At 70.1% G+C, this 26,551-nt stretch carries 29 protein-coding genes and 1 pseudogene; 23 read left to right on the plus strand and 7 right to left on the minus strand.

Annotated elements, in window-relative coordinates; all coding sequences use genetic code 11:
* Nucleotides 1–334 precede the first annotated feature (334 nt).
* A complete protein-coding gene (locus QE381_RS16525) occupies nt 335–1,651 on the plus strand; it encodes a hemolysin family protein (RefSeq protein ID WP_307219931.1) in 1,317 nt (438 codons plus the stop codon).
* 31 nt (nt 1,652–1,682) lie between these two features.
* On the opposite strand, the gene QE381_RS16530 is transcribed toward QE381_RS16525, so the two are convergent.
* Nucleotides 1,683–1,907, minus strand: a complete 225-nt coding sequence (locus QE381_RS16530) for a hypothetical protein (protein ID WP_307219933.1) — start codon at nt 1,905–1,907, stop codon at nt 1,683–1,685.
* A gap of 58 nt (nt 1,908–1,965) precedes the next feature.
* Between QE381_RS16530 and QE381_RS16535 the strand changes: the two genes are divergently transcribed.
* Entirely contained in the window at nt 1,966–2,286 is a 321-nt protein-coding gene (locus QE381_RS16535; protein WP_307219935.1) for a hypothetical protein, read from the plus strand.
* Between the two features lie 508 nt (nt 2,287–2,794).
* Entirely contained in the window at nt 2,795–3,118 is a 324-nt protein-coding gene (locus QE381_RS16540) for a hypothetical protein (protein WP_307219937.1), read from the plus strand.
* 6 nt (nt 3,119–3,124) lie between these two features.
* Here QE381_RS16540 and QE381_RS16545 read toward each other — a convergent pair whose 3' ends face one another.
* Together QE381_RS16545 and QE381_RS16550 are read right to left on the minus strand one after the other, a co-directional pair.
* Complete coding sequence (locus tag QE381_RS16545; protein WP_307219938.1) at nt 3,125–3,367, minus strand: helix-turn-helix domain-containing protein; 243 nt, start codon at nt 3,365–3,367, stop codon at nt 3,125–3,127.
* A gap of 121 nt (nt 3,368–3,488) precedes the next feature.
* The gene (locus tag QE381_RS16550; RefSeq protein ID WP_307219939.1) at nt 3,489–3,713 is read right to left on the minus strand and encodes a hypothetical protein; all 225 of its coding nucleotides are present in this window, start codon (nt 3,711–3,713) and stop codon (nt 3,489–3,491) included.
* Between the two features lie 118 nt (nt 3,714–3,831).
* On the opposite strand from QE381_RS16550, the gene QE381_RS16555 reads away from it, so the two are divergent.
* The 3 genes from QE381_RS16555 (at nt 3,832) to QE381_RS16565 (ending at nt 4,969) form a co-directional block, all read left to right on the plus strand.
* Complete coding sequence (locus QE381_RS16555; RefSeq protein ID WP_307219941.1) at nt 3,832–4,179, plus strand: hypothetical protein; 348 nt, start codon at nt 3,832–3,834, stop codon at nt 4,177–4,179.
* A gap of 72 nt (nt 4,180–4,251) precedes the next feature.
* Nucleotides 4,252–4,614: a metalloregulator ArsR/SmtB family transcription factor gene (locus tag QE381_RS16560; RefSeq protein WP_307219942.1), complete on the plus strand. Its 363-nt coding sequence runs from the start codon at nt 4,252–4,254 to the stop codon at nt 4,612–4,614.
* A gap of 67 nt (nt 4,615–4,681) precedes the next feature.
* Entirely contained in the window at nt 4,682–4,969 is a 288-nt protein-coding gene (locus QE381_RS16565) for an antibiotic biosynthesis monooxygenase (RefSeq protein WP_307219944.1), read from the plus strand.
* A gap of 53 nt (nt 4,970–5,022) precedes the next feature.
* Here the strand turns inward: QE381_RS16565 and QE381_RS16570 are convergent, their stop codons facing one another.
* Entirely contained in the window at nt 5,023–6,525 is a 1,503-nt protein-coding gene (locus QE381_RS16570) for a DHA2 family efflux MFS transporter permease subunit (RefSeq protein ID WP_307219945.1), read from the minus strand.
* Nucleotides 6,526–6,651: 126 nt separating this feature from the next.
* Here QE381_RS16570 and QE381_RS16575 point away from each other — a divergent pair, with 126 nt between their 5' ends.
* Entirely contained in the window at nt 6,652–7,302 is a 651-nt protein-coding gene (locus tag QE381_RS16575) for a TetR/AcrR family transcriptional regulator (protein WP_307219947.1), read from the plus strand.
* Nucleotides 7,303–7,314: 12 nt separating this feature from the next.
* Here QE381_RS16575 and QE381_RS16580 read toward each other — a convergent pair whose 3' ends face one another.
* On the minus strand, nt 7,315–7,935 hold the full coding sequence (locus QE381_RS16580) for a TetR/AcrR family transcriptional regulator (protein WP_307219950.1): 621 nt from the start codon (nt 7,933–7,935) through the stop codon (nt 7,315–7,317).
* Between the two features lie 95 nt (nt 7,936–8,030).
* On the opposite strand from QE381_RS16580, the gene QE381_RS16585 reads away from it, so the two are divergent.
* The 10 genes from QE381_RS16585 (at nt 8,031) to QE381_RS16630 (ending at nt 20,005) form a co-directional block, all read left to right on the plus strand.
* On the plus strand, nt 8,031–10,022 hold the full coding sequence (locus QE381_RS16585; RefSeq protein ID WP_307219952.1) for a beta-mannosidase: 1,992 nt from the start codon (nt 8,031–8,033) through the stop codon (nt 10,020–10,022).
* Complete coding sequence (locus tag QE381_RS16590) at nt 10,019–11,338, plus strand: ABC transporter substrate-binding protein (protein WP_307219953.1); 1,320 nt, start codon at nt 10,019–10,021, stop codon at nt 11,336–11,338. Before QE381_RS16585 ends, QE381_RS16590 begins: the two co-directional genes overlap by 4 nt.
* A complete protein-coding gene (locus tag QE381_RS16595; RefSeq protein WP_307219954.1) occupies nt 11,323–12,234 on the plus strand; it encodes a carbohydrate ABC transporter permease in 912 nt (303 codons plus the stop codon). Before QE381_RS16590 ends, QE381_RS16595 begins: the two co-directional genes overlap by 16 nt.
* Nucleotides 12,235–12,236: 2 nt before the next feature.
* Nucleotides 12,237–13,091 (plus strand): carbohydrate ABC transporter permease, encoded by an 855-nt coding sequence (locus QE381_RS16600; protein ID WP_307219955.1) that lies wholly within the window; start codon nt 12,237–12,239, stop codon nt 13,089–13,091.
* Nucleotides 13,092–13,135: 44 nt separating this feature from the next.
* Entirely contained in the window at nt 13,136–15,865 is a 2,730-nt protein-coding gene (locus QE381_RS16605) for a CocE/NonD family hydrolase (RefSeq protein WP_307219957.1), read from the plus strand.
* Nucleotides 15,862–16,830, plus strand: a complete 969-nt coding sequence (locus tag QE381_RS16610) for an ROK family protein (RefSeq protein ID WP_307219959.1) — start codon at nt 15,862–15,864, stop codon at nt 16,828–16,830. The genes QE381_RS16605 and QE381_RS16610 overlap by 4 nt, the downstream gene beginning before the upstream one ends.
* Before the next feature lie 72 nt (nt 16,831–16,902).
* Entirely contained in the window at nt 16,903–18,480 is a 1,578-nt protein-coding gene (locus tag QE381_RS16615; RefSeq protein ID WP_307219961.1) for an AMP-binding protein, read from the plus strand.
* Between the two features lie 49 nt (nt 18,481–18,529).
* Nucleotides 18,530–18,964 (plus strand): tautomerase family protein, encoded by a 435-nt coding sequence (locus QE381_RS16620; RefSeq protein ID WP_307219962.1) that lies wholly within the window; start codon nt 18,530–18,532, stop codon nt 18,962–18,964.
* On the plus strand, nt 18,961–19,533 hold the full coding sequence (locus tag QE381_RS16625) for a TetR/AcrR family transcriptional regulator (RefSeq protein WP_307219964.1): 573 nt from the start codon (nt 18,961–18,963) through the stop codon (nt 19,531–19,533). The genes QE381_RS16620 and QE381_RS16625 overlap by 4 nt, the downstream gene beginning before the upstream one ends.
* Nucleotides 19,526–20,005, plus strand: a complete 480-nt coding sequence (locus QE381_RS16630; protein WP_307219965.1) for a PaaI family thioesterase — start codon at nt 19,526–19,528, stop codon at nt 20,003–20,005. The genes QE381_RS16625 and QE381_RS16630 overlap by 8 nt, the downstream gene beginning before the upstream one ends.
* Nucleotides 20,006–20,063: 58 nt before the next feature.
* Here the strand turns inward: QE381_RS16630 and QE381_RS16635 are convergent, their stop codons facing one another.
* Both QE381_RS16635 and QE381_RS16640 read right to left on the minus strand, forming a co-directional pair.
* Entirely contained in the window at nt 20,064–20,501 is a 438-nt protein-coding gene (locus QE381_RS16635) for an ImmA/IrrE family metallo-endopeptidase (RefSeq protein WP_307219967.1), read from the minus strand.
* Nucleotides 20,501–20,875 (minus strand): hypothetical protein, encoded by a 375-nt coding sequence (locus QE381_RS16640; RefSeq protein ID WP_307219969.1) that lies wholly within the window; start codon nt 20,873–20,875, stop codon nt 20,501–20,503. The genes QE381_RS16635 and QE381_RS16640 overlap by 1 nt, the downstream gene beginning before the upstream one ends.
* Nucleotides 20,876–20,962: 87 nt before the next feature.
* Between QE381_RS16640 and QE381_RS16645 the strand changes: the two genes are divergently transcribed.
* From QE381_RS16645 to QE381_RS16670, 6 genes and pseudogenes are all read left to right on the plus strand, one after another.
* Nucleotides 20,963–21,232 carry a helix-turn-helix transcriptional regulator gene (locus QE381_RS16645; protein ID WP_307219970.1) on the plus strand — a complete coding sequence of 90 codons (270 nt, stop codon included), beginning with the start codon at nt 20,963–20,965 and terminating at the stop codon, nt 21,230–21,232.
* Between the two features lie 352 nt (nt 21,233–21,584).
* A pseudogene (locus QE381_RS16650) lies at nt 21,585–23,438 on the plus strand (glycosyl hydrolase family 32); the annotation flags it as partial.
* A gap of 15 nt (nt 23,439–23,453) precedes the next feature.
* Entirely contained in the window at nt 23,454–24,308 is an 855-nt protein-coding gene (locus tag QE381_RS16655; RefSeq protein WP_307220579.1) for a GH32 C-terminal domain-containing protein, read from the plus strand.
* Between the two features lie 85 nt (nt 24,309–24,393).
* Nucleotides 24,394–25,020 carry a hypothetical protein gene (locus tag QE381_RS16660; protein WP_307219972.1) on the plus strand — a complete coding sequence of 209 codons (627 nt, stop codon included), beginning with the start codon at nt 24,394–24,396 and terminating at the stop codon, nt 25,018–25,020.
* On the plus strand, nt 25,002–26,090 hold the full coding sequence (locus tag QE381_RS16665; protein WP_307219973.1) for a WxL protein peptidoglycan domain-containing protein: 1,089 nt from the start codon (nt 25,002–25,004) through the stop codon (nt 26,088–26,090). The genes QE381_RS16660 and QE381_RS16665 overlap by 19 nt, the downstream gene beginning before the upstream one ends.
* Entirely contained in the window at nt 26,087–26,443 is a 357-nt protein-coding gene (locus tag QE381_RS16670; protein WP_307219974.1) for an LPXTG cell wall anchor domain-containing protein, read from the plus strand. The genes QE381_RS16665 and QE381_RS16670 overlap by 4 nt, the downstream gene beginning before the upstream one ends.
* Nucleotides 26,444–26,551: the final 108 nt, after the last annotated feature.

Below are 26,551 nucleotides of genomic sequence, written 5' to 3' on the forward strand. Positions count from 1 at the left end.
GTCCTCGGCGACCGTTCGCGGGTGCGGTGCTGTCCCGTGCTCGGGCGATCTCCCAGCTTCCTGTCATCGCGGTGCCCTAGCCTTCATTCAGTCCAGGGGGAGTACTCCGATACGGACGGCTCGTCATTACGGTCGCATCGCGACCCGGGCCGACCGGTCCTGATTCGGGATGGAGGAGACTCTGGCGTAGACCTCGTCACGCCGCTCTCCGGGAGACCTCTGTGAACGTCACACCACTCGCGTGGACCCTCGCGATGCCCGTCGCCGTGTCGTGGAGGGCGGGGTCGTCTTCCCTCGTCGGATGGCTCTCCGTCGAGAGAAGGAGTGCCCGCTGATGAGCGATCTCGCCTGGAACGTGGCCCTCGTCGTGATCTTCGTGCTCGTCGGCGGCGTCTTCGCCGCGACCGAGATGGCGCTCGTGACGTTGCGAGAAAGCCAGATCAACGCCATCTCGCAGCGCGGCAAGCGAGGGCGGAAGGTCGCGGACCTCGCCCGCAACCCCAACACCTTCCTCTCCGCGGTGCAGATCGGTGTGACCGTCGCCGGCTTCGCCTCGGCGGCCTACGGTGCCACGTCGATCGCGCCGTCGGTGGCACCGCTCTTCGAGCGCTGGGGTGTTCCGCCGCAGCTGGCCATGACGCTCGCGACGGTCGCGCTGACGCTCGTGATCGCCTACCTCTCCCTGGTCCTGGGGGAGCTCGTGCCCAAACGGCTCGCCATCCAGCGCAACGCACAGTTCGCCTACGCCGTGGCGCCCGTGCTCGACGGCTTCGCGGTCGTCATGCGCCCGGTGATCTGGCTCCTCTCGGTGTCGACCAATGCGCTCGTGCGTCTGCTCGGCGGCGATCCGAACAAGACGGCGGAGGAGCTCAGCGAGGAGGAGATCCGCGACATCGTGGCCACGCACCAGGGTCTCCCCGATGACCAGCGGCGGATGCTCGACGACGTGCTCTCGTTGCGGGGGCGGCAGATCAGCGAGGTCATGCGGCCCCGCCCCGAGGTCGTCGCACTCGACATCGCCGCGAGCGTGACCGACGCCCTGGCTCAGGTGCGTGAGCTGCCGTATTCGCGCTACCCGGTGGTCGACCAGTCGATCGACGACATCACCGGCTTCGTCCATGTGCGCGACCTGTTCGACATCGCGACGCGCGACGCGACGGCTCCCGTGAGGCAGGTCGTGCGCCCCATCCCGTACCTGCCGTCCACGGCGGGTGTCCTCGCGACCCTGACACGCATGCGCGCGGACGGCGATCAGATCGGTGTGGTCGTCGACGAGTACGGCGGCACCGATGGGATCGTCACCCTCGAAGACCTGGTCGAGGAGGTCGTGGGCGAGATCTTCGACGAGTACGACACGGTCGTGGATGCGACCACGGGCGTCGTGGACGGGCGACTCAACCTCGCCGACTTCGAGGAGGCGACCGGCATCGAGCTCCCGCGCGGCTCGTCGGACACGATCGCCGGGTTCATCACGGAACGGCTCGGCCGTCTCGCGGTCGTCGGCGACGCGGTCGAGGTGCCGGATGCGGTCATCCAGGTCGTCGCGATGGATCGTCGCCGTGTGTCCGGCGTTCGGGTCGTTCCCCGGCGTGTCTCGGAGGGGGAACCCGACGCAGAGACGGCCGCGACGAAGCCGTCCGATCCGCAGTGAGTCGCACCGCCGGGGAGGGGTGCGTGCGGGATCACTCGAAGACGAGCCCGACCAGGTTCTCGAGATCGGGCTCTCGTCGGACTCGCTCACGTGCGTTCCTCGAGAGGTACTCGATTGCCGCCGACGCGGCGAGGTTGGCACACTCGACATCGTCGAGCACATAGGTGAACCCGAGGTGATCGCGGACGGTCAGTCGCACGAGGCAGTGCCCCTCGCGCGGCTTCCGTGCGTCACCCGGCGATGCTCTTCGTGCCATGGGCCGCCCTCCTCATCGGTCGCTTGCCCGCCCCAAGAGTACCATGTATACATGGTATATGACGCAGGACAACCCGGTCGACGGCGTGGCGGATGGTCGCTCCGAGGTGTCGACATCGGCCGATGAGATCAACGAGCTCCTCGCCCACGCGATCGGCGAGGCCCTGAACTCCTGGGGTTGTGCGCGCGGACTGACGCCGCTCCGATGGCTGGTCCTCCACTGGGAGCTCGGCATCACGCTCGAAGGCTCCCTGGTCGGCGTGCGGCGCTCTCGTCGGGAGCGGCTCGAGGGGTGGGTGCGCGCTCTCGGCCTGACGCAGCTCGACCAGGACGAGGTCTGGTATCTGGATTGCGAGGGGTGGCACATCCAGATCCTCTGAAGCTGTCCGAGTGAAGATGTCACGTCGATCATTACCATGTATACATGGTACGCTCGACCTAGCCCGACGGTTGTGAGATGAGTTGGCATTCGTCGTCGGTCAGGGGATGGAGGTGGCGCCGTGCGTCGTCACGCGGTTGACATATCCAGGCGATTGCGGATCACGGATGTCTACGCCGGCGCGGAGGGGTGGAGGCCGGCGGAGCGCGGTCTCTGCCTCGCGCCGGACACGGCGTCCCAGCTCCGCGCGCTCGGCTACTCGATCGTGCGCGTGCGGATCGGGTGGTGGCGACGGAAGGAGGTCTCCTTGTTTCGGTATCTCGAGCGCCACACTGGTCGAGGCTCGAACCATAGGTCCGGCTCTGACGGGCATCACGAGCAGCGATAGGTTCGATCTCTGCGACGGTGGCGGCGTGGAAGCACTCCTTGGGGTCACTGGTAGGTCCGGAGCGTACTCGACCGGCCGACCGCACGATGACGCATCTGGTGGCACTCAAGGTGGGGAACACATGCCTTTCGGTTTCTTGCGGCTGATGTCGGCGTGCCCGCCCTGGTGCAATGGTCGGGACGAAGTCACCGAACGGATGCAGCTCGTGCATCGAAGCGATCCCATCCCGGTGCCCGCGGTGGAGCGGGTCGCCGACGACGACGGCGGCTTCGGTTCGGCCGCCACGGTCGACCTGATCGTCGGACTGGAGCGGGTGGACAGTGAGACCTGGGTGTGGATCGGTCCCGAAGAGGACGTTCGGCGAAGCCTCGTCCTGACCGAGGAGAGCGCGCGGCGCCTGTGTCATGCGCTGATCGCTCTGCTGGATCGCGAGCCGAGGCCGTGACGTCCCTCAGCCGGACCGCGTTCCCGTATCTCGGACCAGGTCGGTGGGCAACGGGGGGAGGAGCTCGTCCACCTGCATGCCGAGGACGATGGCCAGGGAGACGAGCGTCTGCAGGCGCGGGTTCGCCGGCGTCCCGGGGTTGGACTCGCCGTTCTCCATCTTCTGATACGTGAAAGTGGAGATCCCGGCGCTGAGAGCGACGCGCTCCTGCGAGAGTCCCGCGTCCAGGCGAGCGCGCTGAAGGTTCATGCCGAAGAGCCGGGCGTACTCAGCCCAAGGCTGCCGTGTCCGTGGAAGTGCCATGCTCCCAGCAGCGTACGTCACGGGGAAAGGCAACGCCATCCGCTTCTGCCCTGTCGGTGGCGCGTCCTCAGCCGTCGAGGTCGTCATCGTGCGCGGCCGCGTTCTCCTGCGCCCAGCGGAGGGCTCGCAGTGCGCGGGGCAGCATATAGGACGCGTACTCGCTGCTCAGCTGTCTGATCACGGTCGGGGGCACCCCCGCCTGCGCGGCGGACTCGGCGGTCGAGAGCTCTCCCGCCATGTGTCGCATGACGCTGAAGATGAGGGCGTTCGCCGGTGACGGTGGTGAGGTCATCGTGTCGCCGATCGTGCGGGTGTGTGCATGCGGTGGTGAGGCGATCGCCGTCGAACGGGCATCACGGGGAGCAAGTGGGTCGATGCGGGTGTCACCTCAGACACGCTACCATGTATACATGGTACGAAGCCGAGCGGACGGAGACGCGGATGAGCGTCGCCGCCTGCGAGATGTCATCGCGCGGATCGAGCGCGCGCTGCGAGACGAGACGCACTCGCTCGCCGCCGCCCTCCAGGCGGAGGCGATCGGGCGACCGGTCGGTCCTCGACGCCACGCGAACGCGGAAGCAGACGTCGAGGCCCAGGCCCGCTCGGAGGCGGCGTGGGAGCGAAGGCTCACGCCCGACTCCGGCCCCGTGCCGCCGCGTGAGGCGTACGCATCCGCATCCGAAGACGGATCCCCCCATCCGGATGGTGCCCGGCGGCGCGACGGCGAGGTCGACGGACTCACTCGCGACGCGCGGTGACCTCCTCCCTGTCGTCCGTGTGCCCGTGGTTCCGGGGATGCGGACGAGGAGAGACGTGCATATTATCTTCGTGTGCACGTAGGTAAGAAGGTTTGTGGCCTCGATCCGGACTCGGAGTACGTCGAGCTCGCGGTCGAGGTGTTCGCCATGCTCGCCGACGTGACCCGGGTGAAGATCATCCTGGCGCTGCGGAGCGCGGGAGAGCTGTCGGTGAACCATCTCGCCGACGTCGTCGACAAGAGCCCGGCGGGTGTCTCGCAGCACTTGGCGAAGCTGCGGCTCGCGCGCATGGTGTCCACGCGTCGTGTGGGCACGACCGTGTTCTATCGCCTCACCGACGAGCACGCCTCCGACCTCGTGATCGACGCCGTGAAGCAGGCGGAGCATGTCGTCGGGGCTCCGCCGCACCACCGCCCTGAGCGGCTGAGCGGGTGATCCGCCACAGGCGTGCGCCGGGGACGTCGACTCGCCGCCGTTGACCACCGCAGGAAAGGAAGGACCCATGTCCGTCGTCAAGATCAACGCCATCACCGTTCCCGAGGGAAGGGGGCCGGATCTCGAAGCCCGCTTCGTCGGGCGCAACCACGACGTCGAGCAGCAGCCCGGCTTCGAGGGCTTTCAGCTGCTCCGCCCCGTCGTCGGGGAGACGCGCTACTTCGTCGTCTCGACCTGGGCGGACGAGGAGTCCTACCAGGCCTGGCGCACCGGGCAGGCGGGTGCGCACCATGGCGGGAGCAATCCCGTCGCGACCGGCGCCGAACTGCTCGAGTTCGAGACCGTCGCGCTCTGAGCATCCGGTGCCGGCCGGCATCCCCGGCCGGCACCGGACCGCGGCGCCGCGGGTCAGTGCGCCACGACGGGCTCCGGCGCGTCGTCGGCCCCCGACGGCTGGGCCGTCGGACGGTTCGCGGTGGCGGCGCGAGCGCGGAACAGGAGGCCGGCGATGAGCGCGCCGACCGCGAAGGCGCCGGCGGCCCAGTAGTACGCGCTCGCGTAGCTCGCCACGGCAGCGCGCGCGATGACGTCGGGGGACACGGGAAGGTGCGCGTTGACGTAATCGGTCGCGGCCGTCGTCGCGATCGTGTTCAGCAAGGCGGTGCCGATCGAGCCCCCGACCTGCTGGCTGGTGTTCACCATCGCCGAGGCGACACCGGCGAAGTGCCGGTCGACGCCGAGTGTCGCCGTCTGCATGGAGCCCGGCATGATCGTGCCCATCGCGACGCCCATGATCATCAGGGCGGGGAGCACGTTCGCGGCGTACGTGCTGTCCAGGTCGAGTCGGGTCAGCAGCAGCATCCCCGCGACGCCCAGGAGCATCCCGGCGGTCACCATGATCTTCGGGCCGAAACGCGGCACGAAGATGTTGGTCGACAGCTGGGCGGCGAGCACGAGCATGACGATCATCGGGAGGAAGGCCAGCCCGGTCTGGATGGGCGTGAACGCCAGCGAGACCTGGAGGAAGTAGGTCACGAACAGGAAGATCCCGAACATGCCGGCCCCGGCGACCAGGATCGACAGGTAGGCGGCGGCGCGGTTGCGGTCCATGACGATCTGCAACGGCAGGAGCGGATGTGCCGCACGGCGCTGCCAGAGGACGAACGCGATCAGCAGAGCTCCGGCGACGGAGAGCGATCCCCACGCCAGCGGGGAACCCCACCCCTCCGTCTCGGCGCTCGCGAAGCCGTACACGATCCCGAAGAGTCCCCCGGAGACGAGGACGGTGCCGGGAAGGTCGAGCCGCGGGCGCGGGCCATGGCGTTCGATGCGCGGGACGAAGAGCAGGACGCCGATGATCGCGATCACGGCGATGATGACGTTGATGTACAGGTTCCATCGCCAGTCGAGCTTCTCCGTGAGCACTCCGCCGAGGAGGAGGCCCACGGCGCCGCCCGCGCCGGCGATGGCCCCGAACACGCCGAAGGCTCGAGCGCGTTCCTTCGGGACCGTGAACGTGGTGGTGAGCACGGCCAGCGCGGTGGGCGCCAGCAGTGCGCCGAAGGCGCCCTGGAACGCGCGTGCTGCGACGAGCGCCCCGAAGTCGGGTGCTGCGCCGGCCCAGGCTGACGCTGCGGCGAAGCCGATCAGGCCGATCACGAAGGTGAGCTTGCGTCCGATGAGGTCGGAGAGCCGGCCGCCGAGCAGGAGCAGGCTGCCGAAGGCGAGGGAGTAGGCGGTGATGACCCACTGGCGGTCTCCGTCGGAGAACCCCAGGTCGGTCTGCGCCGCAGGAAGGGCGATGTTCACGATCGTGGCATCGAGCACGACCATGAGCTGAGCGAGGCCGACGATGACGAGCGTCAGCCAGCGTCGACGCGAAGCCGTCGCCACGGGAGAAGAAGAGGTCATGACGGTCACTGTATACGGAACTCTTCAGTTCCGGAAACAAAAAGTTCCTCAATTGTGCCGGGGGCGCTTAAGCTGGAGGGGCCGGCGGCACCGTGCCGGGCACAATCGAGAAAGGGGCCGGCCGCGATGACGCCGCTGGATCTCATCGACGCAAACGCCGTCGACACGGGCGGGGACGTGTCGCGACCGGGGCGCAAACGCGACCACACCCGCGACGCGGACATCCTCGACGCGGCACTCGAGGTGCTGGCCGAGTCGGGGTACGAGGGAATGACGATCGACATGGTCGCCGCGCGGGCGCACGCCGGGAAGGCGACCGTCTACCGCCGGTGGGCGTCGAAGGCCGAACTCGTGCTGGACGCGGTCGCCTGCATGAAGCGCAGCGAGCTGCAGGATCACGAGCTGCCGGACACGGGCACGCTTCGGGGTGACCTCATCGCGTTGATCAAACCGGTCTCCATCGAAGAGGGTGAGAAGAAGCTCCAGGTGATGTCGGGCATCGTGTCCATGCTCTCGCGCTCGCCGGAGCTCGCGGATGCGGCCCAGGCGGCGCTGGTCGCGCCTCGGCAAGAGGTCAACCGGGCTCTCATCCACCGGGCGGTCGAGCGCGGCGAGGTCTCCGCGGATCGCGACATCGAGACGCTCGCCTCCGTCAGCTCGGCGATGATCTGCTACCGCGCCCTCATGATGCGCAAGCCCATCACCCGCGAGTACCTGATCTCGGTGATCGACGAGGTCGTCCTCCCCGCGCTGGGTGTGACGCCGTCGGCCGAGTGAGGCGCGACGGTCTCACTCGTGTTCGTCGGTGCCGTCCGGAGCCCGGCTGCCGCCGGTGCGCAGCAGCTCGATGAAGGTGGCGAAGGCCGCGTGGACCTCGACGTCCTCGTCGAGCAACCATTGCAGCTGTAGCCCGTCCATGACCGCGGCGAGCAGGATCGCGGCGTGCGCGGGGGGGACGGCGATGCCGCCGCTCTGCCCGGCCGGCGAGGTCAGCTCTCTCGAGAAGTCACCGCGCACACGCTCGTAGCGCCGTACGAAGAACTCGTGTGCGGGATGATCGCGCGCGACGGCCTCGCCCGACACCGTCGTGAACACCTCGGTGATCGCCGGCTCCTCGAGAACCTGGTGGAGCAGCTCGCCGAGCGCGTCCAGCAGATCCGTGCCGTGGATGTCGGCCTGCTGCGCCTGGTGCTCCTCGTCGCGCTGGGTGAGGACGGCGATCAGCAGCTCGTCCTTCGTGGCGAAGTGGTGCCGAAGGCCGGTGAAGGTGATGCCGGCCTCCTCGGCGATCCCGCGCATCGATGCGCCGTTGTACCCGAGCTGCGCGAACGTCCGGCGTGCGGCGGCCAGGATGTTCTGCCGTTGTGCCGCGGACTTCGCGTACGGCCCCCGAGTGCCCTTCTTCGCCACGGTCTCAGCGTAGCTCTCGAAAATATTGCACGTGAGCTATTTCTGCCCTAGTGTCGTCGTGTATCCGACAGCGACGTGGAACGGAGTGCCGCAGAGTGGCCGCGACCGAATTCGAACGCCCCATGAGGGCGCTGGACGACACCTGGATCGGCGTCAACTTCTGGTCCCGCGCAGGTGGTCCCCACATGTGGCGCCGCTTCGACGAGTCCGTGGTCGCGGAAGAGCTCGCGCTGCTGGCCGCGCACTCCCTGACCGTCACCCGGTCCTTCTTCTTCTGGCCCGACTTCCATCCCGAGCCGTACCGCATCGACGAGGAGAAGTGCGTCGCGTTCCTGCGCTTCCTCGATCTGCACGTCGAGGCCGGGCTCCGGACCATTCCCACGTTCATCGTGGGGCACATGTCGGGCCAGAACTGGGATCCGGTCTGGCGTCAGGGACGAGACCTGTACAGCGACGTCTGGATGGTCGGGCGCCAGGCCTGGTTCATCGGCGAGATGGTGCGCCGCTTCGCGACGCACCCGGCCGTCTCCGCCTGGCTCGTGTCCAACGAGATGCCTCTGTATGGCGGCGGCGGCGGCCTCATGGGCCCCGCCGAGCACACCGACAAGGATGCGGTCCGCACCTGGGGAGAGCTCATGGTGGCTGCCGTCCGGGCCGCGGGCGGGACGCAGCCGGTGTCGCTCGGCGATGGTGCCTGGGGCAGTGAGGTCATGGGGCAGGACAACGGGTTCCGGCTCAGCTGGACCGCCCCGCTGACCGACTGGATCGGCCCCCACTCGTACCACATGAGCGACGATCCGGTCCGTCAGCACCTCATCCCCGCGTTCAACTCCGAGTTGTGTGCGCCTTTCGGGCGTCCCGTCGTGATGGAGGAGTTCGGCGTCACGAGCGAGTTCGCCTCCGACCACAACGCCGCCGACTACTACCGCCAGGTCCTGCACTCGACGCTCGCCGCGGGCGTGACCGGCTGGCTCGGCTGGAACAACACGGACTTCGACATGCCCGATGAGGAGCCCTATTCCCACCACCCCTACGAGATGCACTTCGGGCTCACCACCGCCGAGGGCACGCCCAAGCCCGCGCTGGGGGAGCTCGGCGCCTTCGCGGCGACCGTGCGAGAGCATGACCTGCCGCGCGCGCAGCGCGCCCCCTCGCACACCGGTCTTCTCGTGAGCGCGTTCCTCGACGGAGATTTCCCCTTCTGGGATCCCACGGAGGCCGCAGGCATCCGCGACGCACTGCTCGAGGGCTACATCGCCGGACGGCTCGCCGACCTTCAGCCCGCCGTCGTCCGCGAGACCGGCGACGTCCCGCCGCTTCCCCTCCTGCTCGCGCCCGCCGCCAAGGCGATCACCGCTCCCGGCGCCCGCGGTCTCCAGGCGGCCGCCGCGCAAGGATCCACCGTCTGGGTCAGCTTCTGCTCGGGCGAGTCGTTGAACCAGCGCGGATGGTGGTGGCCCGATGTCGACGCGAGCTTCGGTATCCGTCACGAGGCCCGGTACGGCCTCACCCGACCCGTCGAGGGCGACACCTTGACCTTCCGGTTCGAACGCGCCTTCGGCGACATCGCCGCGGGAGAGGATCTCGTCTTCCCCGTGGGCGGTTCCGAGATCGTGCGCGTGATGCTGCCCGTGCTCGCGGACGACGACGCCGTCATCGCCCGCGACGGACACGGCCGGCCCGCCATCGTGGCGAAGGCGGCCGGAACGGGACGGATGCTGCTCTGCACCTATCCGCTGGAGCTGTTCGCCGCCCGGGTCCCCTTCCTCGACCGCAGCGCCCTCGTGCGCCTCTACCGTGCTCTGGGCGAGCTCGCCGGCTCCCGCGACCTGGTGACCGTCTCCGCGGACGACGTCTACGGTGACATCCTGCGTCATCCCGACGGCGCCGAGTTCGCGGTCGTCGTCAGCCAGGCCGACGAGCCGAGAGACGTCACCGTCGCGACGCCGCTCGCGAAGAAGGACGTGTCGCTGCCGCCCTTGGGCGCAGTCGTCGTCCCCCTCGGCGGTCCCACGACGCCGGCCGGCCCTCCGCAACCCCCCTCCAGAACAGCACGACTCAATGATGAGAAAGGCACGCCGCAATGACCCTCCACCCGACCACGTCCCGTCGTCGTATCCGACGTGGCGTCCTTTCCTTCGTCTCCGTCGCGGCGTTGGCGCTGGCCACCGCCGCCTGTTCCACCGGCGGCAGCTCCGGCGCCTCCGGCGGCGCCAACGAGATCACGACGCTGAGCCTCTACTCGGCCGACAGCCCCGCCGGAAAGTGGCTCAACGCGATGGCCGACGAGTTCGAGAAGGCGAATCCCGGGATCACCGTCACCAATCAGTTCGTCGCGCAGACCGACCTGCCCACGACGTATGGCAAATCGGTCGTCGCGGGAAACGAGCAGGACATCGTCATGACCAACCTCGTGGGCGATCCCACGACCTGGCTCAAGAACGGCGCCACGGTGGACGTGAGCGGCTACCTCGACCAGTGGGGACTCTCGGACGTCTTCTCTGACGGTGCGCTGAAGGCGTGGACCACCTCCGACGGCAAGCTTCAGGCCTTCCCGCTCGAGGGCTACAACTGGCCGATGTGGTACAACACGGACCTGCTGAAGCAGGCCGGATTCTCGGCGCCGCCGAAGACGTGGGACGAGCTCATCGCTCTCTCCACGGCGCTCCGTGCCGACGGAGTGCAGCCGTTCGTGGTCGGTGCCGCGGACTATCCGGCCCCCGCCGTCCTGACGCTCGTCGCGCTGACGCTGCTCAGTGAGGACGACGTGACCGCCCTGTTCACGTCGGGCGACTGGGGCGGCGCGAACGGCCAGAAGGTCATCGACGGGGTGCTGCAGCTCCGCGATGCCGGCGTGTTCGCCGATGACTCGGCCGGTCTCAAGTACCCGGACCAGGTCGCCGCCTTCGCGGCGGGCAAGGCCGCGATGCTGTTCGACGGCTCGTGGGGCTACGGCAATGCGCAGGCCACCTTCCCGCAGATCCCGGTGCAGCTGGGCGGGTTCCCGTTGCCGCAGGGCAGTCCGGTGGCCAAGCCGGTGAGCTTCGCCGGCCAGTCCACCGGGGTGTGGATCAGTCCGAACGGCCAGAAGAAGATCGATGAGGTCGGCAAGTTCGTCTCGTTCCTCTATCAGCCCGCGAACCTCGCCGCGTTCGTCGATCTGGGATACATCTCGCCCGCTCGTGACGGCTATCTGACGCTGGACGAATCAGCGCTGCCACCGCTGAACGTCGCCTCTCAGAAGGAGCTGCCGTCCGAGACGACCGTCTACCAGCCGACCTACAACATCCTGTCCCCGACCGTCACCTCGGCGTTCTTCCGGGCATCGACGCAGGCGTTCGTCGCCGGCTCGACCGCACAGCAGGTGACCCAGAGCCTGGAGCAGGCGTGGCAAGCGCAGTGATCGGCTCCGCCCCGCGGCGGCGCGTCTCGGCGCGTCGCCGCGGGGCGGGACAGGCCCTCGAGGTCTCGCCGGCCCTCCTCTGGTACGGGCTGTTCATGGTGGTGCCGCTGATCGCCATGATCGTGCTCAGCTTCTTCACGTGGAACAGCCTGGTCGCTGCGCCCACCCCGAGCGGCTTCGCCAACTACGCCTATCTGTTCGAGGACCAGATCCTCCGGGTGGCGATCGTGAACACGATCCTCTACGTCGGCATCGGGTTGCTCCTGATCATCCCGCTCGGATTCCTGCTGGGGTTCTTCCTCAGCCGACGCCCGCCCGGACACGCGGTGCTCTCGATCGTCTTCTTCACGCCGTGGATCGTGTCCGCATCCGCACGGGCCATGATGTTCACGGGGCTCTATCAGCCCCGCGGTGCGATCAACAGCATCCTCTCCGCCGTGGGACTCGGGGATCTCCAGCACATCTGGCTGGCCGACCCCGCCACCGTGCTCTGGGCCATCATCGCGACGGAGGCGTGGGCGGGCATCGGTGCGACCGCGGTCATCTTCTCCGCCGCGCTCGGTCGTGTCCCGGAGGAGGTGTACGAGGCCGCGCGTCTGGACGGCGCCGGCATCTGGCGGGAGATCGGCTCGATCGCGCTGCCGATGTCGAAGGACTTCATCGGCCTCATGACCATGCTCCAGTTCCTCTGGCTCCTGCTCGGCTCGGCGGGAACGGTCCTGCTCCTCACCAACGGCGGCCCCGGATCCACCACGATGACCCTCGCCTTCTACCTCTACGACCAGGCATTCGTCTCCGGTCGGATCGGCTACAGCCAGGCGATCGGCGTCGTGGGCCTGGTCGTCGGCCTCATCGGCATGGGCGTCATCCGCTTCGCCTTCCGCACCAAGGAGTGACCATGTACGCGCTTCGCCCCCGCCGCGCCCTCGGCTGGACCCTCGCCTACGTCCCGGTGCTCGTCTACGCCGCGCTCATCCTGATCCCGCTGTACTACCTCGTCGTGAGCGCGTTCAAGGACAACACGCAGATCGCGCTCGACCCGCTGGGCCTGCCCGGCGGACTCTCGTTCGACAGGTTCGCGGACGCGAACGGAGCGGTCGGGCTGATCGCCGCATCCGGCAACTCGCTCGCCGTCGCGCTCGGCTCCGTCGTGCTCACGGTGCTGCTGGCGGCGCCCGCCGCTCACGGCATCGCCCGCCGCTCCTCCCGTTTCGCCACGGGAGCGCAGATCGCGTTCGGGCTGGCGTTCCTCATCCCGCAGTTCGCCGTGCTCGTGCCGACCTACCTGCTGGCGGTGCGCACGGGGCTCATCCAGCTCCCGCTGTTCTTCCTGGTCCTGTTCTACGCGGCCATGAACGTGCCGCTCGCGGTGCTGCTGCTCATCCCCTTCTTCCGGGCCATCCCGAAGGAGATCGAGGAGTCGGCCGAGCTCGACGGGGCCAACGCCCTCAGTCGCATGCGGCACGTGCTCATGCCCATCGTGCTGTCCGGCCTCACGACCGTCGCGATCCTGTGCTTCCTCTCCGCCTGGAACGAGTACATCTTCGCCCAGGTCATCACGACGAACGCGTCGTACACCGTTCAGGTCGCGCTTCCGCTGCTGCGCAGCGAGGGGGCTTTCCAGGGCGCCGACGTCGATCTCGGGCGACTCGCGGCCGGTGTCGTGATCAGTGTCATTCCGGTGTTCATCATGTATGCAGTCCTGCGGCGACGGCTCATCGACGCCTTCGCCGCAGGAGCCGTCAAAGGATGACCCGTCGCGGCGGATGTCGCGACCGCAGGCAGTGAGGAGAAACGGTGACGATCCAGACCCGCATCATGGGGTTGCTTGCCCGCCTGCCCGAGCGCGTGGCGTCCGTCGACGTGCGCCGCGATCTCGCGACGCCTCTGCGCGACGGCGGTGCGCTCCGCGCCGACCTCTGGCTGCCTCGCCCCCTCCGAGCGTCGGCATCCGTCGTGCTGATCCGCACGCCGTACGGCCGTGAGGGCATGGACCTCGTCGCCCGTCTCGTCGCCGAGCGCGGCCACCCCGTCGTCGTCCAGAGCTGCCGGGGGACGTTCGGGTCCGCCGGTGTCTTCGACCCCTTCCGCACGGAGTCGGCGGATGCCGAGGACACGCTCGCATGGCTCGCGGCGCAGCCGTGGGGCGACCGTCCGGTCTCGCTTCTCGGGGCCAGCTACTTCGGGCACACGGCCTACACGGCGGTGGCCGCGGACGCGTCACGGATCTCGTCGGTGTCGGTCGCGGTCACCGCGACCGACATGCGGGCGAGTGCCGTGTATCCGGACGGTGTGTTCGCGCCGGAGACCGCGCTCGTCTGGATCGCCGGTCTGACGACGCAAGAGCTGCCGCGGCGGGCGCAGCGTCGCGCGATGCGGGCGCTCACACGGCGCATGCCCGCCGCGCTCGCCGCGCCGGAGAAGGACGCCGACCGCGTGCTCCTCGGCGAGACCTACCCGCCGTACCAGGACTGGGTGAGCCATGATCGGGCCGATGACCCGTGGTGGGAGCCGACCCGTCGGTCGCAGATCCGCGAGATCATGCCGCCCTCCGTCCTCGTGGCCGGGTGGTACGACCCGTTCGTGGTCGGCCAGCTCGCGGATCACGAGGCGATGGTCGAGGCGGGGCGGCTCACCCGCCTGATCGTGGGGCCCTGGACCCATGGATCGCCCCCGATCGCGAGCCACCTCGTCCGCGAGAGCCTCCGGCTGCAGGATGAGGCGCCCCGCGGCGGCGCGGTCGTCTGGGACGGGGGACTCCGGCGATGGGTCGAGCTGGGCGCCTGGCCACCCGCAGCGGTGACCCGACGACTCGTCCTCGATGGCGGCGCCGCGCTGCGTCTGGACCCGCGGTCGTCGCTCGACCTCTCGTGGATCGTCGATCCCGGCGATCCGCCACCGCCCGCCGGCGGGCGCGGGCTCAACCCGCGGTTCGCGGGGCGCCGGCGGCAGACGGCCCGCGAGAGGCGCGCCGACGTGCCGGTGTTCTCGACGCACGCGCTCCGCTCCCCGCTGACGATCGCGGGACGCGCCTCGGTCGAGCTCGTCACCCCGGCCTCCGACCGGCAGCAGGACTGGTTCGTGCGGCTCTGCGACGTCGACGCCGTCGGTGTCTCGCGCAACATCGCCGACGGTTTCGTGCGCACCCCACCCGGTGCCGAGAGCGTTCGCGCCGAGCTCTCGCCCGCCGCCTTCACCTTCCGCGCGGGCCACCGCATCCGCCTGCAGATCAGTGGCACGGGACACCCGTTCCATCCGTCGCTCGGCGAGACGGGGCGCCGACGGGTGCTCTCGCGGGCGGGTGCGTGGAGCGTCCTGGAGCTGCCGACGATCGAGGGCGGCTGGCGGGCCCTGCCGGCGACCCCGGCCGAGGAGGGTGCCATGAGCACGGTGCTCGGTCGGGTGGCGACGGGGTTCGAGCCCGTCCGCGACGAGGTCGTCCGCCTGACCGACGCGGATGCCGACTTCGGCGGCCAGCTGTGCGTCTACCGCGGCGACCGCGTGGTCGTCGACCTGGCCTGGGGGCCGGGGGCGGCTCTGGCGGGACTCACCGGGTTCTACTCGGTGAGCAAGGGCGTCGCGGCGACCGTGGTCGCCCTGCTGATCGACGGCGGCGCGCTGGAGCTCGACCGCCCGGTCGCGTCCTACTGGGCCGAGTTCGCCGCGCAGGGAAAAGCGTCGGTCACGGTGCGTGAACTGCTCTCGCACCAGGCGGGTCTCGCCGCCGTCGACGACGGAGTGCGGCCAGGAGACGCCCTCGACTCGCGTGAGGGTGCCGCGCGGCTTGCGGCGCAGCTGCCGTTGTGGCGACCCGGGACGGCCTTCGGCTACCACGGCATCACGATCGGCATCCTCATGGAAGAGCTGGTGCGCCGCGTGACCGGCGTCGAGCTCCAGGAGCTGTACGAGGAGCACATCCGCGCGTCGCGCGAGATCGACGTCTTCCTGGGCCTTCCCGCCGAGCAGTCCCACCGATACCGGGACCCGCGGCCGCCGCTCGGTCCCGCCGAGCCGGCTCCCGCCGTCGAGGACGACCTGGCCGCAGCGGCGTTCGGACGCCTGCTGCGTGCCCCGGATGCGACCCTCGCCGAGTTCGGGCCCTTCTCGCCCGCCGTGCGGACCAGGGGCACGGCGGCCGCGGGAGGCGTGGGCTCCGCGCACGGTCTGGCGCGTCTCTACGCGGCCGCCCTCGGCCACATCGGGGCGCCGATCGCGAGCCCCGATACCTTCGCCGCGATGTCGCAGGTGCAGGTGAGCGGTCACGACATCGTCCTCGACGCCCCGATGTCGTTCGGGATCGTCTTCATGAAGCCGCACGCGCAGTTGCCTTTCGCGAGTTTCCGCGCCTTCGGGCACGACGGCGCGGGCGGTGCGCTGGCCTTCGCGGATCCGCTCCACGACATCGGCTTCGGCTACATCCCGACCCGGATGACGACCCCCGGGGGAGCCGACGTGCGAGCGGTCGCGCTGTCGGGCCTCGTGCGAGCCTGTCTCGCGCCCGCCCGCGTGCACGGAGGCCGGGCATGACGTACGTCCTCGCCGTGGACGTCGGCGGCACGAAGGTCGAGTCGGCGCTCGTCGGGCTCGACGGCCGCATCGTCCCGGGCACGCGGCGCCGTGCCGACACCGGAGCCCATGCCGCCCGCACTCCGGACGCTCTCGGGGCCGCCGTCGAGCACGTCGTCGCAGCCACCGCGGCACTCGCCGACATCGAGGCCCTCGCGGGCGTGGGCATCGCGTCCGCCGGCCCGATCGACGCGGCCGAGGGACGTGTCTCACCGCTGAACCTGCCGGCCGCGCAGGGGTACGCGATCGTCGACCACGTTCGTCGGATCACGGGCGTCGGCAGGGTCGAGCTGCAGCTCGACGGCGCGGCGATCGCCCGCGCCGAGCATCTGTTCGGCGCGGCGCGCGGCGTGCGTCACGCGCTGGTGATGGTCGTCTCGACCGGGGTGGGCGGCGGTCTGGTGGTCGATGGGCGCGTGCTGGCCGGCCGTACCGGGAACGCCGGTCACGTCGGCCAGATCATCGTCGATCGCGGCCGTCCGACGGCCGCCGCGGCGACCGTCGAGGGGCTCGCCTCGGGGCCCGCCACGGTCGCCTACGCGCGGTCGCTCGGCTGGCAGGGCGCGACCGGCGAGGACCTGGCTGCGGCATGGGCGGCGGGGGATCCGCGTGCCATCGCCGCTGTCGAGCGGTCGGCGGACGCCGTCGGCGCGGGCATCGCGAGCGTCGCCGCCCTGCTCGACCTGGACCTCGTCGTCGTGGGCGGCGGGTTCGCCGGTGTCAGTCCGGACTACGTCGAGCGCGTCCAGACCGCTGCGCGGGCCTACGCGGTGCCTTCGTTCGCGGCCGGGACACGTGTCGTCCGCGCCGCGCTCGGCGGCGAAGGCCCGCTGGTCGGAGCGGCGGCGACGATCCTGCCGGACGCGGGCGGAGCATGGACGGCGCCGGAAGGCGCCACTCCGTCGCCGCAGAACGGATCGCCGTGATCGGTCTCCTCTTCTCCGTGCCTTCCTAGAAGGACAGAATGTCCCCACCCCCATATAGACAAGGACGTCGCCATGACCATCGACAGCCCCTTCCCCGAGCCCGTCATCCCGGATGCGTCGCTGCAGGAGTTCATCTTCGCGGACCTCACGCCCGAGGATCTCACGCGTACCGCGATCGTCGATGCCGACAGCGGTGAGACGCTCGACTACGGTGGACTCCTCGCGCGCGTGCACGCGGCGGCGCACGAGCTGCGAGAGCGGGGCGTGCGCGCCGGCGACGTGGTCGCGCTGCATGCGCCGAACTCGAGCGCCTTCGTCATCGCGTTCCACGCGATCGGCGCCGTCGGGGCGACCTCGACGACGGTGCCCGTGCTCGCCACCGCGGAGGACATCCGCCGTCAGCTCCGGGCGGCCCGGGCGGGGTTCCTGCTGACACATCCGGAGCTGCTCGTCGCGGCGACCGCGCCGGCGGAAGAAGCGGGGATCGCCGCGGACCGCGTCCTCGACGTCGGAAGGCTCGCCCACGCCCCGCAGGCGCAGCCCTCCGAGTGGCATGCTCCGACGGCCGACGCTGTGCTGCCCTTCAGCTCGGGCACGACCGGACACCCCAAGGGCGTCCGGCTCACGCACCGCAACCTTGTCGCGAACGTCGCGCAGATCGAAGAGCGCATGGGCATCGGCCCCGACGACGTGATCATCGCGGTGCTCCCCTTCTTCCACATCTACGGCCTGACCGTCCTGGTCAACCTGGCGCTGCGCCGCCGAGCGACACTCGTGACGATGCCGAGGTTCGACCTCTCGCAGTTCCTCTCGCTCGTCGAGCGTCACCGCGCGACCTTCGTGTTCGTCGCGCCGCCGATCGCGCTCGCGCTGGCGAACCACCCGAGCGTGGATGAGGCCGACCTCTCGAGCCTTCGAGTCGTCTTCTCCGGTGCGGCCCCGCTCGACGCGGCGCTCAGCGCGCGGGTGGAGCGCCGGCTCGGGGTCACCGTGCGACAGGGATACGGCATGAGCGAGATGAGCCCCGTGTCCCACTTCGTGGGGGACGGTGAGGCGGTGCCGCATGCGAGCGTCGGCAAGCCCGTCGGGGGGACCCGCAATCGCGTCATCGGCATCGACGGACGATCGATCGAGCGGCCGCAGGGCGGCATGAGCGAGGTCGGCGAGCTGCTGGTGGCGGGACCGAACGTCATGCGCGAGTACGTGAACGACCCCGAAGCGACGCGGGCGACGATCGACGACGACGGTTTCCTGCACACGGGAGACCTGGTGACGGTCGACGCGGACGGGAACGTCTACATCGTCGACCGGCTGAAGGAGCTCATCAAGTACAAGGGCTACCAGGTGCCGCCCGCCGAGCTGGAGGCCGTGCTCATCGATCATCCCGGCATCGCCGCTGCGGCCGTCGTCGGGGCGGCGGATGCCGAGGCGGGCGAGCTTCCGGTGGCCTTCGTCGTGCGGACCGCGACGTCGGACGTCGACGCCGACCGGGTCATGGCGTACGTGGCTGAGCGTGTGAGCCCCTACAAGCGGATCCGCCGCGTGATCTTCTGCGAGTCGATCCCGACCTCCTCGGCCGGCAAGATCCTGCGGCGGGAGCTGCGTGCGCGGCTCGAAGCCGAAGGGGAAGAGGCCGGCTCGGCGGTATGACGATCATCATAGTATGATGACTGTCATACCGATGGAGAGGGCCCCGCTCATGCCGATGATCGATCTCTACGCCGCGGCCGGCACGTTCGCCGACCCCCACGCCGTCGCCAAGGCCGCCGCGGCCGCGGTCAAGGATGTCGAGGGGGTGCCCGACATCCCGATGTTCCGCAAGAACACCGCGGCCTTCGTCCACGAGCTTCCCGTCGGCGCGATCTCCAATGTCGACGGCGACTCCGACTACGTGCGCGTGCAGGTCCTGACGAACTCCGGCGCCCTCGACCGTGACAAGCAGCAGGCGGTGGTGGCGCGGCTGACGGCACTCGTGGCGGAGGCCGCGGGTGACCCGTCGCTGGCCGAACGTACCTGGGTGCTGCTCACCGAGGCGCCGGAGGGCGGCTGGGGGCTGTGGGGCCGAGCCCACACGAACGCCGAGCTCGTCGACGCCGCACGCGCCGAGATCACCCGGCTCTCGGCGGGCGCATGACCGAGGTCCGCGAACGCATGACCGACGCCGCGGCGCTCCTGCTCGCGCGCGACGGCTACCAGGCGACATCCTTCAGCGCCGTGCTGGAGGAGTCCGGTGCGCCACGAGGGTCGATCTACCACCACTTCCCCGGGGGCAAGGACGAGCTCGTCTCCGCGGCGCTCGCGCATCAGGCCCGCCGCGTCATCGGAGGCCTCGACCATCTTGCGGGTCTCGATCCCGAGGAGGTCGTCACGCGCTTCGCCGGGTGGTGGCGCGCGGGGCTCGAGAGCACCGGCTTCGCCGTCGGCTGCTCCCTGGTCGCCGTGACGACCTCGGCCGGGCCGGGGGCGCTGCGCGACGAGGCGGGCGCCGCGTTCGCGCGGTGGATCGCGGCCCTGAGCGGGCTGTTCAGGCGGGCGGGCGTGGCGGCGGAGACGGCGACGTCCTTCGCGACCCAGGTGCTGGCGGCCATCGAGGGCGCCGTCGTGATGTCGCGTGCTCAGGGGTCGTTCACGGTCTTCGACACGGTGGTCGAGAGGTTGCGGCGCGATGCCGCACGGTTGCGGGAGGGGGACGGAGATGGCTGAGAGCTCACGGATGCTCACCTGGTCGGACCCGCTGGAGACGTTCGAGCGGATCCGAAGCCTGAGCGGTCTGGAAGCGATGCAGGCGCTCCGCGACGGTCGCATCCCGCCGCCCCCGATCGCGGTGACGATGAACTTCACCGTGACCGAGGTCGAGCCCGGCCGCGTCGTCTTCCGCTGCACGCCCGGCCGGGAGCACTACAACCCGATCGGCGCCGTACACGGCGGGCTCGCGTGCACGCTTCTCGACACGGTGGTCGGGTGTGCGGCGCACACGACACTCGACGCGGGCCGGGGGTACACCTCGATCGAGCTCAGCGTGAAGTATCTGCGCCCGATCGTCGCCGGCGCGGAGCTGACCGCCGTCGGCGTCGTCACGAAGCCGGGGCGTCGCGTCGTCTTCGCCGACGGTACCGTGCAGGACGCCGAGGGAAGGCTCGTCGCGACGGCATCGAGCTCGCTGCTGGTCCTGTGAACGCAGGGCGATCGGTGAGCGGCTCGCTCGGGCGAAGGTCCGGGACCGGGCGTCGAGGTCAGCGCACCTTCTCGTAGCTGCCCTGCGCGACGGTGCGACGCACGGCGGCGGTGTGGGCGCGGCTCAGCGCGCTCCGGAACGCGCGGATGAGATCGACCGTGACGCCGAGCTCGACGGCGAGGGCTTCGATGTTCCCCTGGTGCAGTGCCTCGGCGCGCTCGTACTCGCGGATGTCGATGAGTCGCTGCGCCGCCCACTCGTCGGCACGGCGCTCCTGCTTGCGGTTGACCTGAGCAGAGGGGGAGGGCACATCGGCGAACACGGCGTGGGCGCACTCGTGCGCGAGGACGGATCGGTGCAGGCGCGTCGCCATCCCCCGTTGCAGCCGGATGAGCCCGAGGGAGTGGACGTACTCGCCGTCACGGTCGCGGGGGAGGTCCACGTACTCGACGGTGACCCCGAGGGCGTCGAGGGTCGTCCAGATGCCGTCGTCCATCAGCCCTTCCCGTCATCGCCGCCGCGGTCGCGGGACTTCTCCTTCGCGACCTTGGACTCATTGTGAGCGGTGGGTGCGACACCGAAGCGGCCCGGGAGCACCTCGCCGCGCTGCTGGGCGAGCACGTCGGCGCGGGTGAGGAGGTCGGACGCCTCGAGCCCGAGGGCGTTCGCGATGGCGTACAGGTCGTTGACGTTCAGAACGACCCGTCTGCCCGTCTTGGAGTTCCCGCCGTCGAGGCGATCGGACATGTACTGCGAGGACTTGCCGATGAGCCGTCCCAGCCCCCGCGAGGAGAGGTCCCGCCTGCCCATCTCGGCCTTGATCTCGGAGACGAGGGCATCCGAGAGGCGCTGTGCGAAGTCGCTGTCCACGGAACCGAGTCTGCCCCACTGCATGAATATTGGTCAATGTGCAGGGAAAGGTTGACGGTGCGTGAGTGGTCATGCAGGATATGGCGCATGGATGTTCATGCAGAGGGGGGTTCTGCGGAGAACGTTGCGTCGCAGTTCCTCGCTGCGGAGCTCCGGTCCGAGCTGATTCGCCGGAAGCGCGCCATCGGCGAAGCGGCCGAGGTGCTCGAGATCACCACGGCGACGATGGCCCGGCGACTGAGCGGCGAGACGCCGCTCACCGTCGTCGACGTCGTCGCGCTGTGCCGCTGGCTCGACGTCGAGCCGGCGGAGCTCATGAAGCGCGCGGAACGGCAGGCGACCGCCGTCGCGTCGTGAGCGGAGTGCGAGATCGATGAGGGCGCACCAGCCGTCATCGTGATCGGTGCCGTGTGCGGAACGGCGAGAGGGTGGGCGTCGCGTCCGCAGGCCCGATTGACACCGATGTCAGAGAGATGCCGAGTCCCACGAAGACGCAGGGCCGGCAGTGAGGAGAGAACGAATGGCACCCGAAGCCGTCCGGAGGCGACCAGGCGTCGCGCGCGCAGTGATCGGCGGGGCGCTCTGCGCCGCCCTCGTGCTCGGCGGGTCGGTCGCGGCGATCGCCGACGAGACGCCGCCGGGCGACCAGCGGTATCGGCCGCTGACGCACTACACGCCCGAGAAGAACTGGATGAACGACCCGAACGGGATGGTCCTCGTCGACGACACGTACCACCTCTTCTACCAGCACAACCCGGAGGGCACGCGCTGGGGCAACATGAGCTGGGGCCACGCGACCTCGACGGACCTGCTGCACTGGCAGGAACAGCCGCTGGCCATCCCTCAGACGTTCAACGGCGACGGCCAGTCGATAGAGGACATCTTCTCCGGCTCGATCGTCGTCGACGAGACCAGCTCAGCAGGATTCGGCCCCGCCGGGTCCCGCCCGCTCGTGGCGATCTACACGTCCGCCTACACCCCGCAGCATCCGCAGCTGCCCGGCATCCAAGCGTAGTCGCTCGCCTACAGCCTCGACGACGGGCAGACCTGGACCAAGTACACCGGCAACCCCGTGCTCGATCGCGGCTCCGACAACTTCCGTGACCCGAAGGTGTTCCGGTACGACGGCCCGGCCGGCGCCTACTGGGTCATGACCACGGTCGAGGCGGTCCAGCACAAGGTCATCCTGTACAAGAGCACCGATCTGAAGAGCTGGACGCACCTGTCCGACTTCGGGCCCGCCAACTCCACCGGCGGCGTCTGGGAGTGCCCCGACCTGTTCGAGCTCCCCGTCGACGGCGATCCCGCGAACACCAAGTGGGTCATGGTCGTCAACCTCAACCCGGGCGGGGTCAACGGCGGAAGCGGCGGACAGTACTTCGTCGGCGACTTCGACGGCGTCACCTTCACCTCCGAGACCACGGATGCCGCGACCGACGCGCCGGCCGGAACCGTCTTCGCGGGCTTCGACGCCGGGACCTACGAGGGGTGGACGGTCGCGAACGAGCCGGGAAACGTGGCGAACGGACCGTGGGGGAGCGCACCCGCGTCGGGCGCCCTGGACGGGCAGAGCGAGGTCACCGGCTTCCTCGGCGCCGGGCTCGTGAACGGGTTCCTCGACCACGACTGGCCCATCGGGACCCTCGAGTCGCCCTCGTTCACGATCGAGGACGACTACATCAACCTGCTCGTCGGCGGCGGCGACCACCCCTACGTCGCGGGGACACAGCTCGGCAACACGCCGCCCTCCGGGCGCACGCTCTTCGACTTCGAGGCGCCGGGGACCCTCGTGGACGCCGGCTGGCAGCTCACGGGCGACTTCGCCACGGAGCCATGGCGCAACCCGTCCACGGACGGCGGCGACTTCATGCTCGGCGACCGCCTCCTCAACACCTTCGCCGGCGGCCCGCGCGGCGACGAGAACGTCGGCGCCCTGACCTCGCCGGAGTTCACGATCGACGGCGACCACCTCTCGTTCCTCATCTCGGGCGGTGCGCGCACGGACGGCACCCTGCAGGCCGAGCTGCTGGTCGACGGACAGCCGGTGCGCACGCAGACCGGCAAGGACGAGGGCGCGATGGACTGGGTCAGCTGGGACGTCTCGGACATCGAGGGACGCCAGGCGCGGTTCCGTGTCGTCGACCAGGCCACCGGCGGCTGGGGTGCGCTCGCGGTCGACCACATCGTCCTGGGCGATGAGGCCGCCCGGCCCCGATCCACGGAGACGAGCGTGAGCCTGATCGTCGACGACGAGGTGGTCCGCTCCGCCACCGGCTCGGACAGCGAACACCTGGACTGGGCATCCTGGAACGTCACGGAGTTCGAGGGGCGGCAGGCCCGCATCCGCATCGCCGACAACAACCGCGGCGGGTGGGGACACATCCTCGCCGACCAGATCACGTTCTCCGACACTCCCGTGCGCACGGCGCTGGAGGGGTACGACTGGCTCGACTGGGGACGCGACTACTACGCCGCCGTCTCGTACTTCGGAACGCCATCGGGCTCTCGAGTCATGCAGGGCTGGATGAACAACTGGGACTACGCGAACGACATCCCGACCTCGACCTGGCGCAGCTCCATGTCGCTGCCGCGCGAGGTGACCCTCGTCAGCACGGCTGACGGGCCTCGCCTGCGCCAGCGCGTGGTGCCTCAGCTGGACGCTCAGCTCGAGCATGCCGCGGCGGAGACCCGCGCGGCGGTCGCCCTCGACGGCGACGTGGACCTCGGGCTGGCCGGGGATGTCGTGAAGATCGAGGCGGTCCTCCGCCCCGGCACCGCGAGCCAGGCGGGCATCACCGTCTTCGGCGACGCCACCTCGGGGACGCGCATCGGCTACGACGCCGACACGGAGCGCGTCTTCATCGACCGGCGTGCCTCGGGCGACGTGGGCTTCCACCCGGCTTTCGCATCGATCGACGAGGCGCCGACGACGCTGCGGCCCGACGGCACGATCGCTCTCGAGCTCTATCTCGACCGCGCATCGGTCGAGCTGTTCACCGAGGACGGACGGCTGACGATCACGGACCAGGTCTTCCCGAACGGGGGAGCGGACGCCATCACCGCATGGGCGACGGGCGGAAGCGCCACGCTCGAGAGCATCACGGTGACCCCATTGACCCCGACCATGTGGAAGGTGCCGGCGGTGCCGACACTGGATGTCGAAGCCACGACCTCTCCGCGCTGCATGGCCGGCAAGGTCACCGTCACGGCGCAGGTGCACAACCGCGACACGGCGCCGGTCACGGTGTCGCTGACGACTCCCTACGGAGCCCGGTCCGTGACCGTCGACCCGGGCAAGACGACCTCGGCCGCCTTCACGACCCGCCTGCGGTCGATCCCCGCGGGAGAGATGCCGGTGGTCACGACCGCCCAGATCGACGGGCAACCGGTCACGGTCGCCTCCACCGCGCCGATCGATGCGCGCAGCTGCTGATTCCCCTCCCGCACGACACGGCCGGACCGTCCGGTCGTCCCTGCACCGGCGGTCGTTCGGCCCCGGAGAAAGAAAGGCACGAAGAATGAAGAAGTCAGAGATCGCGGTCCGCGCATCGGTCGCCGCTCTCGGCGGGCTCCTGCTCGCGGGCGTCGCGGGCGCGGCGTTCGCCGCCGAGGATTCCCACGGCGACGAGGACATCGACGTCACCGTGGACATCGCGGACGAGGCCGGGGCGCTCACCCTGAGCGTGGCGGGGACGACGGCCGGGCTCACGGAGAACGGGTCCACGACCGCCTACCGCCAGTTCACCGGGCAGCTGCCGGAAGTGACCGTCAACGACACACGGTCGGCAAGCCAGGTCGGTGCGAACCGCTACTGGTACGTGCTCGGGCAGGCCTCCGATTTCTCCGACGGCACCCACACGATCCCCGCGGCCAATCTCGGATGGACGCCGCAGCTCGTCGTGACCGATGTGGACGGCTTCGTCGCCGAGGGACCGGAGGTCGGAACCGCGCTGGACGGCACCCCGGATGTCGGTCTCGTCGACAAGGAGCTGCTGTTCACCGTCACCGAGGACTCGGCTGCCGTGAACGAGAACCAGACCGCCTGGTCCGCGCAGGCCGCGCTGAACCTCAAGACCACCTGGGCGCAGGCGCCGGGCAGCTACAGCTCGACCCTCACGCTGTCGCTGTGGGAGAACGACCTCTGATCCGCCCGGCGGTCGCGCTGCTGATCTCCGCGATCCTCGCGCTCGCGCCCGCCGGTCCCACCGCCGTCGCCTCGCCGCTGGGCGACGCGACGGCGGTGCGCGGGGCCGCCGCCACACCCGCGCCGTACACGATGACGTGGGGTGTGACGCCGGCGAACGCCACCGGACCCGACGGGCGCCGCGCCGTCTCGCTCGACGCCGAGCCGGGGCAGACCCGGGAGGACCACCTGGCTGTCCGCAACCTCAGCAGTGTCGCGGTGACCTTCGCGCTCCGCGCCGCCGACGGCTACCTCACCGACACGGGGCGGTTCAACACGCTCTCGTCCGAGCAGGAGTCCGTCGACGCGGGCACGTGGATCAGTCTTCCCCCTTCCGTGACCGTGCCTGCGGGGGAGACCGTCGTCGTCCCCTTCACGGTCACCGTGCCGGAGCTCGCGCAACCGGGAGATCACGCGGCGGGGATCTCCGCATCCGTGCTCTCGACCCCGGCTACCGGCGGCACCGGCCTCGGCGTCGAGAGCAGGGTCGGCTTCCGGGTCACCATCCGGGTGGGCGGCGATCTCTCTCCCTCGGCGCGCATCGACGGTGTCGACGCCGTGTACGAGACGTCGTGGAATCCGTTCGCACCGGGCACGGTCCGCCTGCGCATCGCGGTGACCAACACCGGGAACATGCGCTTCGTGGCCGCCGGCGGCGCGATGGTCGGGGGATCCTCCGGCGGGTTCGTCGCGGCCCCCGACCATCGCCACGAGTTCCTCCCGGGCGACTCCCGCGAGATCACCGCGGTCGTGCGAGGGGTCTGGCCGGGCGTGCTCCTGCCCGCCACCGTCACCGTCGATCCCGAGGTCGTCGCGCTCGACGGCACGGTCGTGACCGCGCCGTCGAGCGTCCGCGACGTGTGGGTCTGGGCGCTCCCGTGGCCCCAGCTGCTCGTGGTCATCGGCGTGCTTCTCCTCGTCGCCGCGATCGTGGGGAGCCGCATCCTCGGACGCCGTCGGCTCGCCGCTCTGCTTCAGGCCGCCCGCGACGAGGGCCGGCGGGACGCGACCGGACGGAGCGGACGACCGTGACGGGAGCCGCAGCTCGCCTCCGTTCGGCGGCGCTGGGCGGGCTGGTCGTCATCCTGTCCGCGCTGCCCGCGCCCGCGCGTGCCGCGGAGGACCCGCCCTCGAGCGCGATCACGATCACGGTGGAGATCACGCGGGATGCCCCGCCCGCCGTCGATCCGTGTGACGGCGGTGACGGCGCCGACATCCTTCCCGCCACAGGTGCGGAGCCGCCCGTGCTCCTCGCGTGGGCGGCGCTCGCGGCATCCGGTGTCGGCGCGGCCCTGCTCGTACGGACACGTCGCGGGCGGGCCGCTGCCGCCGGTCGCGCGCGCCAGGGGGATGCGGCGAGTCCTCAGCGGAGCCCTGCGGTCTGAGTCCGCGCGTCCGCCGCGCGCCACCGCGGCCGACGCGCATGGAACGGGATCTTGCGCCCGGGGCGTTCGTCCGACAGAGTGAGCGTCGGGACCGCGCGTGGGGCGCGG

Source organism: Microbacterium sp. SORGH_AS_0888 (genome assembly GCF_030818905.1).
Classification (GTDB): domain Bacteria; phylum Actinomycetota; class Actinomycetes; order Actinomycetales; family Microbacteriaceae; genus Microbacterium.

Coding starts and splice junctions, on each gene's coding strand:
- QE381_RS16590 (WP_307219953.1), top strand. CDS start 10,019: ATGACCCTCCACCCGACCACGTCCCGTCGTCGTATCCGACGTGGCGTC.
- QE381_RS16570 (WP_307219945.1), bottom strand. CDS start 6,525: ATGACCTCTTCTTCTCCCGTGGCGACGGCTTCGCGTCGACGCTGGCTG.
- QE381_RS16625 (WP_307219964.1), top strand. CDS start 18,961: ATGACCGAGGTCCGCGAACGCATGACCGACGCCGCGGCGCTCCTGCTC.
- QE381_RS16555 (WP_307219941.1), top strand. CDS start 3,832: ATGGTACGAAGCCGAGCGGACGGAGACGCGGATGAGCGTCGCCGCCTG.
- QE381_RS16565 (WP_307219944.1), top strand. CDS start 4,682: ATGTCCGTCGTCAAGATCAACGCCATCACCGTTCCCGAGGGAAGGGGG.
- QE381_RS16525 (WP_307219931.1), top strand. CDS start 335: ATGAGCGATCTCGCCTGGAACGTGGCCCTCGTCGTGATCTTCGTGCTC.
- QE381_RS16660 (WP_307219972.1), top strand. CDS start 24,394: ATGAAGAAGTCAGAGATCGCGGTCCGCGCATCGGTCGCCGCTCTCGGC.
- QE381_RS16545 (WP_307219938.1), bottom strand. CDS start 3,367: ATGAACCTTCAGCGCGCTCGCCTGGACGCGGGACTCTCGCAGGAGCGC.
- QE381_RS16620 (WP_307219962.1), top strand. CDS start 18,530: ATGCCGATGATCGATCTCTACGCCGCGGCCGGCACGTTCGCCGACCCC.
- QE381_RS16575 (WP_307219947.1), top strand. CDS start 6,652: ATGACGCCGCTGGATCTCATCGACGCAAACGCCGTCGACACGGGCGGG.
- QE381_RS16530 (WP_307219933.1), bottom strand. CDS start 1,907: ATGGCACGAAGAGCATCGCCGGGTGACGCACGGAAGCCGCGCGAGGGG.
- QE381_RS16600 (WP_307219955.1), top strand. CDS start 12,237: ATGTACGCGCTTCGCCCCCGCCGCGCCCTCGGCTGGACCCTCGCCTAC.
- QE381_RS16645 (WP_307219970.1), top strand. CDS start 20,963: ATGGATGTTCATGCAGAGGGGGGTTCTGCGGAGAACGTTGCGTCGCAG.
- QE381_RS16535 (WP_307219935.1), top strand. CDS start 1,966: ATGACGCAGGACAACCCGGTCGACGGCGTGGCGGATGGTCGCTCCGAG.
- QE381_RS16610 (WP_307219959.1), top strand. CDS start 15,862: ATGACGTACGTCCTCGCCGTGGACGTCGGCGGCACGAAGGTCGAGTCG.
- QE381_RS16635 (WP_307219967.1), bottom strand. CDS start 20,501: ATGGACGACGGCATCTGGACGACCCTCGACGCCCTCGGGGTCACCGTC.
- QE381_RS16615 (WP_307219961.1), top strand. CDS start 16,903: ATGACCATCGACAGCCCCTTCCCCGAGCCCGTCATCCCGGATGCGTCG.
- QE381_RS16655 (WP_307220579.1), top strand. CDS start 23,454: ATGTCGCTGCCGCGCGAGGTGACCCTCGTCAGCACGGCTGACGGGCCT.
- QE381_RS16550 (WP_307219939.1), bottom strand. CDS start 3,713: ATGACCTCACCACCGTCACCGGCGAACGCCCTCATCTTCAGCGTCATG.
- QE381_RS16630 (WP_307219965.1), top strand. CDS start 19,526: ATGGCTGAGAGCTCACGGATGCTCACCTGGTCGGACCCGCTGGAGACG.
- QE381_RS16540 (WP_307219937.1), top strand. CDS start 2,795: ATGCCTTTCGGTTTCTTGCGGCTGATGTCGGCGTGCCCGCCCTGGTGC.